Origin of the sequence: Rathayibacter sp. Leaf299 (genome assembly GCF_001423055.1) — a bacterium.
Taxonomy (GTDB): domain Bacteria; phylum Actinomycetota; class Actinomycetes; order Actinomycetales; family Microbacteriaceae; genus Rathayibacter; species Rathayibacter caricis.
This window is the reverse complement of the sequence record NZ_LMNT01000001.1, coordinates 1,222,249-1,237,178: the sequence shown is the minus strand read 5'-3', so window position 1 is coordinate 1,237,178 and position 14,930 is coordinate 1,222,249. Positions and strand designations below refer to the sequence as shown.

The following is a 14,930-nucleotide window of genomic DNA, read 5'->3' as shown; positions in this document are numbered from 1 at the left end:
CACCGTGGCCACCAGTCTCAGCCCCTACATCGGCTTCGCCGGCAACGCCCGCGAAGCGATGGAGTTCTACCGCTCCGTGTTCGGAGGCGAGCTGCAGGCCAGCACGTACGCCGACTTCCAGGCGAGCGAGGACCCCGCCGACCAGGACCGCCTCATGCACTCGCAGCTGACTCTGCCCAACGGCCTGCTGCTGATGGCCTCGGACAGCCCGAGCGCCATGCCGGCGTCGGAGGGCAGCCGGATCCAGATCGCTCTCTTCGGCGAGGACGACGCCGAGCTGAGCCGCTGGTTCGCGGCGCTGGCCGAGGGCGGCGAGACTCCGATGCCCCTCACCGACTCCCCCTGGGGCGACCGCTTCGGCATGCTGGTGGACCGCTACGGAGTGGAGTGGATGGTCAACATCTCGCCCGCGTCGGACTGAGCGTCCCGATCGGCCTCCGCGCAGGCGCAGAATGGAGGGACCGCTCGGCTCCGGTCGAGAGCGGTCCCCTCTTGACTGACGAAGGCTGCAGATGACGATCACGCTCGGGTACAAGGCGTCGGCGGAGCAGTTCGGAGCACGGGAGCTCGTCGAGCTCGCCGTCGCCGCCGAACGGCACGGATTCGAGAGCGCGGTGGTCTCGGACCACTTCCAGCCGTGGCGCCACACCGGCGGCCACGCTCCGTTCTCGCTCGCGTGGCTCGCTGCGGCCGGCGAGCGGACGTCGACCATCCGGCTCGGCACCTCCGTCATGACACCGCACTACCGCTACAACCCGGCCGTGATCGCGCAGGCGTTCGGCACCCTCGGGGTGCTCTACCCCGACCGCATCATGCTCGGCGTCGGCACGGGCGAGGCCCTGAACGAGGTCGCGACCGGCTACCAGGGCGCCGGCGAGCAGACCTGGCCCGACTTCAAGGAGCGCTTCGCGCGGCTGCGGGAGGCGGTGCGTCTGATGCGCGCGCTGTGGGCGGGCGACCGCGTCTCGTTCGACGGCGAGTACTACTCCACCCACGAGGCGTCGATCTACGACAAGCCCGAGAGCGGAGTGCCGGTGTACATCGCCGCGGGCGGACCGGTCGTCGCGAAGTACGCGGGACGCGCCGGCGACGGCTTCATCTGCACGTCCGGCAAGGGCATGGAGCTGTACACCGAGAAGCTGCTGCCCGCCGTCGAGGAGGGCGCGGCGGCCGGCGGACGCGACTCCTCGACGATCGACCGGATGATCGAGATCAAGCTCTCCTACGACCCCGACCCGGCGCTCGCGCTCGAGAACACCCGCTTCTGGGCGCCGCTCTCGCTGACTCCCGAGCAGAAGCACTCGCTGACCGATCCGGTCGACATGGAGCGCGCCGCCGACGAGCTGCCGATCGAGCAGGTCGCCAAGCGCTGGATCGTGGGCTCCGACCCCGACGAGACCGTGGCGCAGATCAAGCCCTACGTCGACGCGGGCTTCACCCACCTCGTGTTCCACGCCCCCGGCGACGACCAGCAGCGCTTCTTCGACGCGTTCGAGCGCGACCTCGCGCCGCGCCTGCGCGCGCTCTGAGCACCCTCCCTCCCGCCGGCACCGCGCCGGCCGACCCCTCCGGAAGAGCCGCCACCCGCATGACCTCCTCCCCCACGGCCACCGTCCTCGACCGCCTCGCGCACGGCGAGCCGATCACCCGGGCGAGCGCCGAGCTCCTGCTCGGAGCGCGCGGCGACGACCTCGAGCTGCTGCTGTCGGCCGCGGGCGCGCTGCGCGACGAGGGGCTCGCCCGGCGAGGCCGCTCCGGAGTGATCACGTACTCGCGCAAGGTGTTCGTGCCGCTGACGAAGCTGTGCCGCGACCGCTGCCACTACTGCGTGTTCGTCGAGACGCCGGGCGGCCTCGCGGCCAAGCGCGAGTCGACCTTCATGGAGCCGGAGGAGATCCTCGAGGTCGCGCGGGCGGGGGCGGCGCTGGGCTGCAAGGAGGCGCTCTTCACCCTCGGCGACCGGCCCGAGGACCGCTGGCCGATCGCCCGCGCCTGGCTCGCCGAGCACGGCTACGCGTCGACCCTCGAGTACGTCCGCGCGATGGCGGTGCTGGTGATGAGCGAGACCGGCATGGTCACGCACCTGAACCCCGGAGTGATGTCGTGGGCCGAGCTGCAGCGTCTGCGCTCGGTCGCCCCGTCGATGGGCATGATGCTCGAGACCACCGCGACGCGCCTCTGGTCCGAGAAGGGCGGCGTGCACTACGGCTCGCCGGACAAGGACCCGGCGCTGCGCCTCCGCGTGCTCGAGGACGCGGGTCGCAGCCGCGTGCCGTTCACCACCGGCGTGCTGCTGGGGATCGGCGAGGACGACGCGGAGCGGGCGGACGCGCTGTTCGCGATCCGCGAGTCGCACGAGCGGTGGGGCCACGTGCAGGAGTGCATCGTGCAGAACTTCCGCGCGAAGCCGCGGACGGCGATGCAGAACGAGGTCGACCTCGAGCTGCAGGAGTACGTGGCGAACGTGGCCGTCGCGCGGCTCGTGATGGGCGCCGACACCACGATCCAGGCGCCGCCGAACCTCACGGACGAGCAGGAGCTCGGACTGCTCGTGCGCGCGGGCATCGACGACTGGGGCGGCGTGAGCCCGCTGACCGCGGACCACGTGAATCCGGAGCGACCCTGGCCGAACATCGACGACCTCGCGCGGCTGACCGCGGCGGCCGGGTACCGCCTCCGGGAGCGGCTCACCGCGCATCCGCAGTACCTGCGGGAGGCGGCGACCTGGATCGACCCGCGGGTGGCGCCGTACGTGCGGGCCCTCGCCGATCCGGAGTCGTGGCTCGCCGACGAGGCGGCGCCGGTGCTCTCCCGGCCGTACCGCGAGGAGTTGGATCCGCCCGCGCGCGCGGTCCCCTCCTCCGCTCTCGCCCCGGTCCTGGCGCGGGCCGCCGAGGATCCTGCGGGGCTGTCGGACGACGACTACCTGGCGCTGCTCGCGGCGGACGGCCACGACCTCGACGCGCTCGCCGCTCTCGCCGACGACGTGCGCCGCTCGGTCGTCGGCGACACCGTCTCGGTCGTCGCGAACCTGAACATCGACACGTCGCTCTGGCGCTCCGGCCTCGACGAGGAGGCGCTGCGCGAGCTCGCCGACGAGGCCGTCTCGTTCGGAGCCACTGAACTGTGCCTCCAGGGGGCGCTCGCCCCGGGACTCCCGGGGGACGATCTCCTCCTCATCGCGCGGACCCTGCACGAGCGGCAGCCGTCGCTGCACCTGCACGCCTTCCGCCCCGCCGAGATCCTCGACGCCGCGGAGCGGACCGGGCGCACCGTGCCCCAGATGCTCGACGCGCTGCGCGAGGCCGGAGTCGCGAGCGTGCCGGGCACCGCGGCGCGCATCCTCGACGACGGCGTCCGCGCGGTCCTCAGCGAAAGAACGGATCCGAGCGTCGCCGCGTGGCGCGAGTCGGTCACGACCGCGCACCGCCACGGCCTGCGCTCCACCGCGACGATGGTCTACGGCCACGTCGAGACTCCGCAGCAGCAGATCGCGCACCTGCGCACTCTCGCCGCGATCCAGGACGAGACCGGCGGATTCACCGAGGTCATCGCGATGCCGTTCGTGCCGGCGGAGGCGCCTCCCGCGGTCGTCGCGCTCACCCGCGGCGGCCCGTCCCTGCGCGAGACGCGGGCGGTGCACGCGGTCGCGCGGCTGCTCCTGCACGGTCGGATCCACCACGTGCAGACGGCGTGGACCAAGGTCGGGCTGCACACGGCGCAGGTGCTCCTCCGCGGCGGCGCGGACGACCTCGGCGGGCTGCTCCTGGACAGCGTGCTCCGACCGGAGTCGGGCGCCGAGGCGCACCGCTCGCTCGACATCGCGACGGTCGACCGGGTGACGCGCGAGATCGGGCGCGGCTGGCGCCAGCGGACCACCGACTACGGCGTCGTCGACCCGGCGCGCGCGGTGCGCCTCGACGCCCCGGCGGCCGGCGCACCGGTGCGGGTCCGGCTCCCGCTGCGCGAGGCGCGACGCGCCTCATGACGTGCCGGGACTCATGAGCCGTCGAGCGGCGTTCCTCGAGCGGCAGGCGTCGCTCGTGGCGGAGTCGTCGGTGCTCGTCGGCGGGCGCACGGTGCGGGTGTGGACGGCCGGGAGCGGGCCCGCCGTGCTGCTGCTCACCGGTCCGGGCCGGGGCGCGCGGGCGGATACGGCGCTGCTGCTGCCGATGCTGGCGCGCCGGCGCCGCATCGCCGCTCTGGAACTCGCCGACCTCGCCGATCCGTGGGAGGACGGACCCGCGGCGGTCGCGGCCGTGCTCGATCTGCTGCAGGTCGAGGAGGCGGTCGTCGTCGGCCACTCGCTGGGAGCGGCGGTCGCCGTGCGGGCAGCGGAGTCCGATCCGCGGATCCGTGCGCTGGCCCTGGTCGCCGGGTGGGCCGCTCCGACCGAGCGGCTGATCACGAGCGCGCGCCTCTGGGAGTCCGTCGACGCGGCGGCGCGCGCCGACCTCTCCCGCGTGCTCGCCGTGCGCTCGCTCGCGGAGCTGGGCCCGGAGCGGACGCCGCCGTTCGGGCCGGAGGCGGACGTCCTGCTGGCCGCGGCCGTCCGCGCCGACGTCTCCGACGCCGCCGCGCGCCTCCGGGTGCCGGTGCTCGTCGTCGGCTGCACGGCCGACTCCGTCGTCGGGATCGAGGGGGCGCACGCCCTGCTCGGCACGATCGACGACGCCCGCTTCGCCGAGGTCGACTCCGGGCACGCGGTGCTCGCCGAGCGCCCGGCCGAGCTGCTCGCCCTGCTCGAGCACTTCCTCGCCGATCCCTCGGGCGACGCCCCGGGCTCGGTCCTGCCCCGGAGGAGCGTCTGATGGCCGAGGAGGTCGACGTCCTCGTCGTCGGGGCGGGCTTCGCCGGCATCGGAGCCGCAGCACTGCTCGCCCGCCGCGGCGGTACGTCGTTCGCGGTCCTCGAGCGCGCCGATCGGGTCGGCGGGACCTGGCGCGACAACCACTACCCGAACGTGTCGTGCGACATCCCCTCGCACCTCTACTCCTACTCGTTCGCCCCGGAACCGGACTGGTCGGCGCTGTACGCGCCCGGCGCCGAGATCCAGGCGTACCTCGAGGCGGTGGTGGCGCGCGAGCGCCTCGAGGCGCACCTGCGGCTGGGCACGGACGTGCTCGCGATGGACTTCGACGAGGAGTCGGAGCGGTGGCGGGTGCACACGTCGCGCGGCGACTGGTCGGCGGCCGTGCTCGTGGTCTGCGCGGGCAGGCTGTCGGAGCCGCGCCTGCCCGCGATCCCGGGGCTCGACGCGTTCCCTGGCACGGCGTTCCACTCCGCCCGCTGGCGCGACGACGTCGAGCTCGACGGCGCGCGGGTCGGACTCGTGGGGTCGGGTGCCTCCGCGGTGCAGATCCTGCCGCACCTCGCGGAGCGGGCGTCCGACGTGGTGCTGTTCCAGCGCTCCGCGCCCTACGTGGTGCCGCGGCGGAACCGGGAGTACCCGCTCGCCGAACGGCGGGCGCTGGCGCGCGTGCCCGGGGCGGTGCAGCGGCTCCGGGAGGAGCTGTTCTGGCGGGCGGAACTCGGCTTCGCCGGTCGCGTGGGCGTCCCGGCGGCGATCGACCGCCTGCGCGCCGAGGCGCTCGACTACCTCGCGGCGCAGGTCGCGGATCCCGCCCTGCGCGCGGTGCTCACCCCCGACTACGAGATCGGCTGCAAGCGCGTGCTGCTCTCGGACGACTACTACCCCGCGCTCGCGCAGGACCACGTGCACGTCGTGCCGAGTCCGCTGCGCCGCCTCGACGGCTCCGCGGCGATCGGCGACGACGGCCGGGCGCACGAGGTCGACGTGCTCGTCTTCGCCACGGGCTTCCACTCCACCCGGCCCCCGTTCGCGCGGCGGATCCGCGGCCGCGGCGGCCTGCTGCTCGCCGAGCACTGGGCCGACGGGATGCGCGCCTGCGACTCGACGGCCGTGCACGGGTTCCCGAACCTGTTCGTCGTGAACGGCCCCAACGCGAGCCTGGGCCACAACTCGGCCGTGCACATGATCGAGACGCAGATCGCCTACGTGCTCGCCGCGCTCGAGCACCGCGACCGCTCGGGCGGCGCTCTGCTGGAGGTCAGCGCCGAGGCGGAGGCCGCCTCCGTCGCGCGGATCGACGAGCTGAGCGCCGACACGGTGTGGACGAACGGCGGCTGCGAGAGCTGGTACGTGGACGCCGAGTCGCGGCGGCTGACGCTGCTCTGGCCGGACTTCGCGTTCGCGTTCCGCGAGGAGCTCGGCCGCTTCGACCCGGCGGCGTACGCGGGCTGAGGGTGCTCGCGCGGAACCTCGGCTGGGAACGGTCGTCGCGCACGATGGCGGCTGAGGGTCGTCCTCAGCGGAGGTTCTGCACGTCCGTCCCTCTCCTCCACACGCCTGATCGGGACCGCGCGCGAACCGAGCCGCGGGATCGATGCGGCGGGTGCCGCGGCGGAGGGAGGATCATGGACGCACCCGATCCCTCCGCACGACAGGACCCCGCCATGCCGGTCGATCCCGCCTCCTCCGTCGCCCCGCCGCCGCCTCCCGCGCTCGATCACGGCCGCGCCCGCGACCTGCTGCGCGAGCGGTACGGCGTCGAAGGCTCGCTCCGCGATCTGGGGAGCAACCAGGACCGCAACGTGCTCGTCGAGAGCGACGGGAGCCGGCTGCTCCTCAAGGTCGCGAACCCCGCGACCCCGCGCGCCACGGTCGCGGCGCAGACGGAGGCGGTCGCCCGGCTCGTCGAGGAGCTGCCCGGTCTGCGCCTGCCCCGTGCGGTGCCCGACCGCGACGGCCTGACCTTGCAGGAGCTGCGGCTCGGCGAGGCGGTGTGCACCGCGCGGGTGCTCGAGTTCGTGCCCGGTCGGACCCTGTCGGGATCCGGGTACCTCTCCCCCGCCGTCGTGCGGGCGATGGGCGCGCTCGCGGCGCGCGTCGACACCGCGCTGGCCGAGCATCCGCTCGAGGGCCTGGAGGATCCCGGTCAGTGGGACCTCCGGCGAGCCGGCGCGGTGGTCGAAGCCCTGATCGGGCGGGTGCCCCGGCGCGCCGGCCGGGTGATCCGCGCCGCGGTCGAGCAGGCGCTCGCCGTCGTCGAGCCGCTCGCTGCGGAACTGCCGGTGCAGCTGGTGCACGGCGACCTCACCGACGACAACACCGTGGCGGGCGAGGGCGGGGCGCCCGACGGTGTGATCGACTTCGGCGATCTGGGAGCCGGATGGGCGGTGGGCGAGCTGGCGATCACGCTCTCCTCGCTCCTGCACCACGCCGACGCCGACGCGACGACGGTGCTGCGGGCCGCGGCCTCCTACGATGCCCTGCGCCCCCTGTCCGACGCCGAGGTCGAGGTGCTCTGGCCGCTCGTCGTGCTGCGGGCGGCCGTGCTCGTCGTCAGCGCTCACGAAGTGCTCGCGGGCGACCCGGGCAACTCCTACGCCGCCGAGAACCTCGAGCACGAGCAGCTGATCCTCGAACGGGCGCTCGCCGCGCCCCTGCCCGTGCTGCAGGCGCTGGTGCGGCGCTCCCTCGGGCGCGGCGGACCGGCCGGGCAGACTCCGGTGAGCACGCCGGCACTGCCGATCGACGCAGCCGTCCTCGACCTCTCGCCCGAGAGCCCGCTGCTCGACGCCGGGCGGTGGCTCGAGCCGGACGTCGAGGAGGCGCTGGTCGGCGAAGCGCTGAGGAACTCCCCGGCCGCGGTCCTCCGCCACGGCGAGCGCCGCCTGACCCGGGCCCGGCCTCATTCGGCGCACGAGCCCGAGACGGTCGCCCTGCACGTGGCGGTGCACCTCGCCGAGCCCGCCGTCCCGGTCGCTCCGTTCGACGCGGAGGTCGTGGCGGGTCCTCCGGGCGTCCTCGTGCTGCGGGGCGCCGAGGTGCGGCTGCTGCTCGAGGGCGTCGAGGACGCCCCTCCGACCGGGACCCTCGTCGCGGCCGGCGACCCGGTCGGCCGGATCCCCTCGGCCGTGCGGGCGCAGGCGCTGCCGCGTGCGCTCGACGGGGTCGAGCCTCCGCTTTTCGCCCGCCCCGCCTGGGCCGACGCCTGGCTCGACGTGCTGCTCGACGCGACGCCCCTGATCCTGGGGCACGCCGTCCCCGTGCCCGAGCCGGACCGCGAGGTCCTCCCCCGCCGGCTCGCGCACCTCGCCGACGTGCAGGAGCACTACTTCGAGGAGCCGCCGACGATGCTCCGCGGCTGGCGCGAGCACCTCGTCGAGGACTCCGCGCGCGTGCACCTCGACGTGCTCAACAACGTGACCTCGATCGGGCACGGGCACCCCCTGCTCGCCGAGCGCGTCGAGCGCCAGTGGCGCCTCCTGAACACCAACTCGCGCTTCTCCTACCCCTCGGTCGGCGTCTTCGCCGAGCGCCTGGCGGCCCTCCTCCCCGACGGGCTCGACACCGTCCTGCTCGTGAACAGCGGATCGGAGGCGGCCGACCTCGCGCTGCGCCTGGGCCGTGCGTGGTCGGGTCGCGACGACGTGCTCGCGGTCCGCGAGGCGTACCACGGCTGGACCGCGCTCTCGGACGCGGTCTCCACCTCCGTCGCCGACAACCCGGGAGCCCTCGAGACCCGGCCGTCGTGGGTGCACACCCTCGATGCGCCCAACAGCTACCGCGGAGTCCACCGCGGTGCCGAGGCGTTCCGGTACGCCGAGGAGGCGGTCGAGCGGATCCACGCCCTCGCCGCCGAGGGAGCGGCGCCCGGGGCCCTCATCGCCGAGACCTACTACGGCAACGCAGGCGGCATCCCGCTGCCCGACGGCTACCTCGCCGCCGTCTACGCCGCCGTCCGCGAGCACGGCGGGCTCTGCATCGCCGACGAGGTGCAGGTCGGCTACGGCAGGCTCGGCGAGTGGTTCTGGGGCTTCGAGCAGCAGGGAGTGGTGCCCGACGTGGTGGCCGTCGCGAAGGCGATGGGCAACGGGCATCCGCTCGGCGCCGTGATCACGACGCGCGCGATCGCCGAGCGCTACCGCTCGCAGGGCTACTTCTTCTCCTCCGCGGGAGGCAGTCCTGTCAGCTCGGTCGTCGGGACGGCCGTCCTCGATGTGCTCGAGGGCGAGGGACTGCAGGAGAACGCCCGTACGGTCGGAGCGCACCTCCGCGGCCGGCTCGAGGAACTGGCCGAGCGGCACCCGCTGATCGGCGCCGTGCACGGGCACGGGCTCTACCTCGGGCTCGAGCTCGTGCGCGACCGCGAGACGCTCGAGCCGGCGACGGAGGAGACCCGCGCGATCTGCGAGCGCCTGCGCGAGCGGGGCGTGATCGTGCAGCCGACCTCGGATCGCCAGTGCGTGCTGAAGATCAAGCCGCCGCTGTGCTTCACCCGCGAGAGCGCCGACTTCTTCGCCGACCAGCTCGACGAGGTGCTGACGACCGGCTGGTGACGACGTCCTCGTCCGCAGCGGCGACGCGATCGGGATCCGACGGCGGCTCCGAGCGACGCCTCAGCCCAGCGGCTTCCGCATCCGGTGGTTCACGAGCACCACGCCACGGCGCACCGGATGACGCCGCTCGACGACCACGAACCCGTGCCGCTCGAAGAAGGGCTGCGCGGTGAGGCTCGCGTCGGTGCCGAGCGCGACGGCGCGCTCCCCGCGGGCGAGCGACTCGACGTGAGCGAGAAGCGCTGCCGCGAGTCCGCGCCGACCGTGCTCCGGTGACACGAACAGCATGTCGATCCAGCCCTCGGCGTCGACGTCCGAGAACCCGGCCACTTCCCCGCCGACGACCGCGACCACGGTCGCCCGCGCACTGCGCGCGCGATCCCAGTCGACAAGATCGCGATCCTCACGGCGCGCCCAGGCCTCGATCTGCTCGGGCGAGTAGTCGGCGGAGGCCGTCCGGGTCACCGCGTCGAGGAACACCTGCAGCGTCGCCGAGGCGTCGGAGGAGCGGTAGGGGCGGATCACGACCGGCACCCGCCCAGTATCGCGGGAGGCGTCGCGCACCGGCCCCACCGCGGTCGGGATGTCCGTCGCCGGCGCGCTCGCCTCCCTCGAACGCGGGAGCACCTCGGCTCGGACGGCGACGCGAGGATCACCTCGATCGGGCGGGACGGCAGCGCCGGGTCGCCCTGCCGCTCAGAGCCGGGGATAATCGACTGCGATGCGTGAAGACGACGATGTCGACCTGGTGATCGACGCCTGGGCCGAGGCCCTGCCCGACCTCGACTTCGCGCCCCTCGACGTCGTCTCCCGGCTCCGACGCCTCAGCCCGCGGGTGCAGGAGTTCCGCCGCCAGGCCTTCGCGGTCAGCGACCTCGCGCCGTGGGAGTTCGAGCTGCTCTCGATGCTCCGGCAGAACGGCGCGTCCGGGCTCACGCCCTCGGCGCTCGCCGCCCGCCTGGGCATCTCGAGCGGCAACCTGGCGAACCGTCTCGACCGGCTCGCAGCCCGCGGCCTCCTCGTCCGCGAGCAGAACGCCGCCGACTCGCGGAGCAAGATCGTGTCGCTCACGCCCCGCGGCACGAAGCGCGTCGACGAGGCCATGCGGCACCTGGTGCACGCCGAGGGCGAGGTGCTCGCCGACCTCGACGCGAAGCAGATGGCCGTCCTCATCCAGTGCCTGCGCACGATCAGCGAGACGCTCGACCGGCTGGAGTGAGCTGCTAGTCCGGGCGCCCCGAGAGGTCAAGCCCGTGGGAGCTCGCAGCCGTCCGACGTAGCGTGAGGCATGCGCGGTGAGGCGAGAGCCGGACGCGCTACGACACGCGAAAGCGGAGAGCACCATGACACAGACACCCATCATCCAACCCGCGCGATGGAGCCGGAACGGAGTCCGGATCGTCGTCGTCCCCGGGGCGGAGCTGCCCCGGTTCCGGCTCGAGATCGACCGCCGCCTCATCACCGACCCCTTCGTCGCCACCGGCCCCTTCGCCTCGGTCGAGGAGGCCGAGCGCGCCGCCGAGATCGCGGCCTCCGCCCTCCGCCGGAAGATCCCGGCCGCCTGATCCCGTCTCCGTGCGCGCACTGCTCCTGAGCGGGGAAGGCCGCTACAGCGACCCCTGGCACGCATTCGGCGAGACCAGCGCCGCCGTCGCGGACCTGCTGACGTCCCGCGGGCACCGCGTCGAGGTTCGAGGGGACGTCGAGGAGGCTCTCGCGGAGGAGCTTCAGGGGCTCGTCGTCGTGAACGTCGGCCTCCCCCGCGACGGGAGCCCCTCTCCCTCCTCGACGACGGCGCACGACGGTCTCGCCCGACTGCGCGACTCGACCCTGCCGGTCCTCGCCCTCCACGTCTCGTCCACGAGCTTCGCCGATGCACCGGAGTGGACGGAGCTGCTCGGCGGCCGCTGGGTGCCGGACGTCACTATGCACCCGGACTTCGGCCCGGCGCGGATCCGGGTGCGCCGCGACCGGCCGGCGGTGCAGGACGTGCCCGACTTCGACGTGGAGGACGAGCGCTACTCCTGGCTCGAGGTCGCGGACGGCACCGAGGTGCTCGCCGTGCACGAGCACGACGGAGTGGAGCATCCGCTCGTCTGGGCCCTCGAGCGCCCGAGCGGCGGACGCACCGTCTACGACGCCCTCGGCCACACGGCCGAGTCGTACCGCTCGCCGGGGCACCGGGCCCTGCTGGCCGCGGCGCTCGACCATCTCGGGGCCTAGACCAGGTCCTCGAGGGCGCCGGTCGGCAATGCGATCCAGCCCTCGGCCTGGGCGGCGTCGCGGTGCTCCGGAGGGATCGGCAGGGTCGCGCCGAGCGCGTGGGCGCGCGCGTTCAGCGCCGCGACGACCGCATCGAGTGCGTCGTTCGACCGCTCCATCAGCGCGAACGCGTCCGCCGGCCCCTCGAGCCACGGAGCCGCGCGGCGCAGGGCGGCGACGGCCGCCGGCACGGCCTCGGGGCGGGTCTTGTAGCCGGTGGTGTCGATCCGCCAGTGGCGCAGCGCCGCCGCCGGGTAGACCTCGACGAGGCGTCCGCCTCCCGACCGGTCGACGTCCTCGCCGGCGGCCTCGAAGGCCTCGAGCAGCTCGGCGCAGCGCATCGCTGTCATGCCCAGTCGGTCGGTCGAGACGCTCAGCGGCCAGCGCCCGGTCGCCTCGCGTGCGGCGCGGTCGGTCTCGCGGTAGGCGAGCCGGCGGCGCCAGTCGCGGCCGGCGAGGGTCCGCGGAGCGACCTCGCGCCAGGTGTGCGCCTGCACGAACGCGGCGAACTCGAGCGGCCAGCCGAACGCGCAGTCGATGCCGACCGCACGGGCTCCGCGCGAGAGCTCGACGATGTCGGCGTCGGAGGAGTCGAGCGCCACGGTGCGGACGACGGCGCGCCCCTCCGCCCACTCCACAGCGGCCCGGGCGGTGCGGCCGGGCTCCGCCGCGAGGTCGACACCGATCGTGAGCACCTCCCGAGGCTAGGGCCTGGTGACCACGATCTCGCGTGCTCACCGGGACCCTGCCTCGGACGACTACCCTCGACCCCAGCGGCGCCGCGTCGCCCCCGAAGGAGCGCCATGAGACCCGCCGTCGCCGTCGTCCGGATCCTCGCCGCCCTCACGGTGCTGACCGCCGTCATCGCGACCGCTCTCGACACCGCGTCCCGGACCCCGCTGAACCCGCTCAACTTCTTCGGCTTCTTCACCATCCAGGGCAACATCCTCCTCGCGGTGATCCTGCTGATCACCGCCGGGCTCTCGCTGGCGCGACAGCCGCAGGGATCGGGCCTGGTCCTCGCGCGCGGCGCGGCCACCGGCTACATCGCGATCGTCGGAGTCGTCTACAACCTGCTGCTCGCGGGCCTGGCGGGCGGCGTCACCCTCCCGTGGGCCAACACGGTGATGCACGTGCTGTTCCCGCTCTACGGAGTGCTCGACTGGCTGCTGATCGGCGACCGGCCGCCGCTGCCCTGGCGCCGCCTCTGGGTCGTAGTCGTCTATCCGATCGTCTGGCTCGTCGTCGTGCTCGTGCGCGGAGCGACCGACGGCTGGGTGCCGTACCCCTTCCTCGACCCGGCGAACGGCTACGGCTCGGTGGCCGCCTACGTGGCGGCGATCGCGGTGGCGTTCGTGCTCGCGGGTGCACTGGCCTGGGCGGTCAGTCGCGTGCACGTGCTCCGGATCCCTGCCACGCGCTGAGGAAAGTGCATTCCGGCCGTTCTGGGGTCAGGGCCGCATGACGCTTCCGAGGTCCCTGGACCTAGCGTCGACCTCGGCGGCCCCCGTCGCCTCCGACCGAGAGCGATCCCCATGCCGCGCCACTTCCTCCCCCGTCCGCCCCGATCCGCCCGCCGGAGCCGCCTCGCCGCCCTGGCCGCCGGTGCCGTCCTCGCCCTGACCGCCGCCCTCGTGCCGGCGAGCGCCGCCACCGCCGCGACTCCCACGCTCAAGGTCCTCGCGCTCGGCGACTCGATCACGCGCGCCTACGGCACCTGCGGGTCGCTCGGAGACTGCCCGAGCAACAACTGGTCGACCGGCACCTCCTCCTCGGTCAACTCCTTCACCGCACGGCTGCGTGCGGCGAAGCCCGGCACCACCGTGACCTCGGCAAACTTCGCGAAGACCGGCGATGTCATCGCTCAGGTCCCCGCGCGCATCGCCGCGGCCGCCGCAGCCGGAGTGAAGCCCGACGTCGTCACCCTGCTCATCGGCGGCAACGACCTCTGCTCCCCTGACAACAAGGTCGCCGCCGACGGGTACACCATGACCCCCGCCTCCACCTTCAGCGCCTCGGCGACCACCGCGATCTCGACGATCCGCACCACGTGGCCGACCGCGAAGATCGTGCTGTCGTCGATGCCGAACGTGGCCTCGGAGTGGTCGGTCGTCCGCAGCGGTGTCGGTGCGGTCGTGTGGTCCTCGGCCAAGCTCTGCCGCACCACCCGCGGTGTGAGCTCGACGGGAGCGCGCTTGAGCACGACGGCCGCCGCGGCCTCGGCCGCCGCCGCGAAGACCCGCACGGCGCAGTACAACACGGCGCTCAAGAACGCGTGCACCGCCGCCGGTCCGCTCTGCGACTACGACGGAGGCGCGCTGACCGCCACGCCCGTCACCAGCTCGCTGATCGGCAAGGTCGACTACTTCCACCCCAGTGTGGCCGGCCAGGCGAAGATCGCCTCGATCCAGTGGAACGCGTCGAACTTCGCGACGACCGGCTGAGCGGACCGCGCTCAGCCGTCCTGCGGGCGCTCGCCCTCGAGGCGGCGCCGCTGCTCCTCGGCGAGCCGCGCGTAGTGCGCCTCCTCGCGCTCGAGATCCGCGAGCTGCTCCTCCGTCGACTTCTGCGGCGGACGCACGACGATCGTCTGCGGGGAGGCGGGTCGACGGCGCTGACGCGGGGCCCTACCTCCAGGGATGAAGGAGCCGCCCTCCCCGCGCTTCCACTCGTGACCGAGCAGGAACCAGATCGTGACGCCGATCAACGGGATGAACACGATCAGCAGGATCCAGGCGATCTTGGGCAGGTTGCGGACGACGTTGTCCGGCTGGCGCACGACGTCCACGAGCGCCAGGACCATCAGCACGACGGTCAGAAGCGAGAAGAGAAACCCCATGCTGAGAGGGTACGTGCCCGGGGGCTGGGGGCCACCGGTTCCCCAGCCGGTGCGTGGCACGATCGGAGGATGAGCGAGCCCCGAGACCGCCCGAGCACCCGTCGCCGTCTCACTCCGCGACGCCTCGCGGCCCTCGCGGCGGGTGTCGTCGCGCTCGTAGGACTCGCGCTCCTGGCGCTCGTGCCCCTGCAGTACGCGACGCTGGCCGGCGCGGGCTTCGACTCCGTCTGCCGGGCGAGCGTCGGGCGGGTGCCCGCGGAGGAGGGCGAACTTCTGCGCGGCGCGTGGTCCTGGTGGCCGCTCGGCACCTCGTGCGAGTGGACGCTGCTCGACGGCACGGTGATCGAGGTCCTGCCGGACTGGTCGACGACGGCGGTCGCGATCACGGGCGCGGCGCTGCTGCTGCTCGGCATCGCGGGCGCGGCCACCGCACTGCTCGTGCGGCGCCGCACCCGCGGCTGAG

Annotated in this window: 15 protein-coding genes; 12 read left to right on the top strand and 3 right to left on the bottom strand. The window is 73.8% G+C overall.

Annotation, left to right across the window (positions count from 1 at the left end; genetic code table 11):
• Positions 1-4: 4 nt before the first annotated feature.
• The 6 genes from ASF48_RS05905 (at position 5) to ASF48_RS05880 (ending at position 9,366) form a co-directional block, all read left to right on the top strand.
• Complete coding sequence (locus tag ASF48_RS05905; RefSeq protein WP_055787840.1) at positions 5-421, top strand: VOC family protein; 417 nt, start codon at positions 5-7, stop codon at positions 419-421.
• Between the two features lie 91 nt (positions 422-512).
• A complete protein-coding gene (gene fgd, locus ASF48_RS05900; RefSeq protein ID WP_055787837.1) occupies positions 513-1,529 on the top strand; it encodes a glucose-6-phosphate dehydrogenase (coenzyme-F420) in 1,017 nt (338 codons plus the stop codon).
• Between the two features lie 59 nt (positions 1,530-1,588).
• Positions 1,589-3,988 (top strand): 7,8-didemethyl-8-hydroxy-5-deazariboflavin synthase CofG, encoded by a 2,400-nt coding sequence (gene cofG / locus ASF48_RS05895; protein ID WP_082481005.1) that lies wholly within the window; start codon positions 1,589-1,591, stop codon positions 3,986-3,988.
• Positions 3,989-4,001: 13 nt separating this feature from the next.
• Entirely contained in the window at positions 4,002-4,811 is an 810-nt protein-coding gene (locus ASF48_RS05890) for an alpha/beta fold hydrolase (protein ID WP_157603067.1), read from the top strand.
• Positions 4,811-6,265: a flavin-containing monooxygenase gene (locus ASF48_RS05885; protein WP_055787831.1), complete on the top strand. Its 1,455-nt coding sequence runs from the start codon at positions 4,811-4,813 to the stop codon at positions 6,263-6,265. The genes ASF48_RS05890 and ASF48_RS05885 overlap by 1 nt, the downstream gene beginning before the upstream one ends.
• A gap of 173 nt (positions 6,266-6,438) precedes the next feature.
• Positions 6,439-9,366 carry an aminotransferase gene (locus tag ASF48_RS05880; RefSeq protein ID WP_200930969.1) on the top strand — a complete coding sequence of 976 codons (2,928 nt, stop codon included), beginning with the start codon at positions 6,439-6,441 and terminating at the stop codon, positions 9,364-9,366.
• Between the two features lie 60 nt (positions 9,367-9,426).
• Here ASF48_RS05880 and ASF48_RS05875 read toward each other — a convergent pair whose 3' ends face one another.
• On the bottom strand, positions 9,427-9,900 hold the full coding sequence (locus tag ASF48_RS05875) for a GNAT family N-acetyltransferase (protein ID WP_055787824.1): 474 nt from the start codon (positions 9,898-9,900) through the stop codon (positions 9,427-9,429).
• A gap of 187 nt (positions 9,901-10,087) precedes the next feature.
• Here ASF48_RS05875 and ASF48_RS05870 point away from each other — a divergent pair, with 187 nt between their 5' ends.
• The 3 genes from ASF48_RS05870 (at position 10,088) to ASF48_RS05860 (ending at position 11,589) form a co-directional block, all read left to right on the top strand.
• The gene (locus tag ASF48_RS05870; protein WP_055787822.1) at positions 10,088-10,585 is read left to right on the top strand and encodes a MarR family winged helix-turn-helix transcriptional regulator; all 498 of its coding nucleotides are present in this window, start codon (positions 10,088-10,090) and stop codon (positions 10,583-10,585) included.
• Positions 10,586-10,709: 124 nt separating this feature from the next.
• The gene (locus ASF48_RS05865; protein ID WP_055787819.1) at positions 10,710-10,931 is read left to right on the top strand and encodes a hypothetical protein; all 222 of its coding nucleotides are present in this window, start codon (positions 10,710-10,712) and stop codon (positions 10,929-10,931) included.
• Between the two features lie 10 nt (positions 10,932-10,941).
• Entirely contained in the window at positions 10,942-11,589 is a 648-nt protein-coding gene (locus ASF48_RS05860; protein WP_055787816.1) for a ThuA domain-containing protein, read from the top strand.
• On the opposite strand, the gene ASF48_RS05855 is transcribed toward ASF48_RS05860, so the two are convergent.
• The gene (locus ASF48_RS05855) at positions 11,586-12,323 is read right to left on the bottom strand and encodes a DUF429 domain-containing protein (RefSeq protein WP_055787813.1); all 738 of its coding nucleotides are present in this window, start codon (positions 12,321-12,323) and stop codon (positions 11,586-11,588) included. The genes ASF48_RS05860 and ASF48_RS05855 overlap by 4 nt on opposite strands.
• 108 nt (positions 12,324-12,431) lie before the next feature.
• Between ASF48_RS05855 and ASF48_RS05850 the strand changes: the two genes are divergently transcribed.
• A complete protein-coding gene (locus tag ASF48_RS05850; RefSeq protein WP_055787810.1) occupies positions 12,432-13,052 on the top strand; it encodes a Pr6Pr family membrane protein in 621 nt (206 codons plus the stop codon).
• 111 nt (positions 13,053-13,163) lie between these two features.
• Entirely contained in the window at positions 13,164-14,072 is a 909-nt protein-coding gene (locus ASF48_RS05845) for an SGNH/GDSL hydrolase family protein (protein ID WP_055787807.1), read from the top strand.
• A gap of 11 nt (positions 14,073-14,083) precedes the next feature.
• Here the strand turns inward: ASF48_RS05845 and ASF48_RS05840 are convergent, their stop codons facing one another.
• Entirely contained in the window at positions 14,084-14,467 is a 384-nt protein-coding gene (locus ASF48_RS05840) for a PLD nuclease N-terminal domain-containing protein (RefSeq protein WP_055787805.1), read from the bottom strand.
• 69 nt (positions 14,468-14,536) lie between these two features.
• On the opposite strand from ASF48_RS05840, the gene ASF48_RS05835 reads away from it, so the two are divergent.
• The gene (locus ASF48_RS05835; protein WP_055787802.1) at positions 14,537-14,929 is read left to right on the top strand and encodes a hypothetical protein; all 393 of its coding nucleotides are present in this window, start codon (positions 14,537-14,539) and stop codon (positions 14,927-14,929) included.
• The last annotated feature ends 1 nt before the right edge of the window (position 14,930 follow it).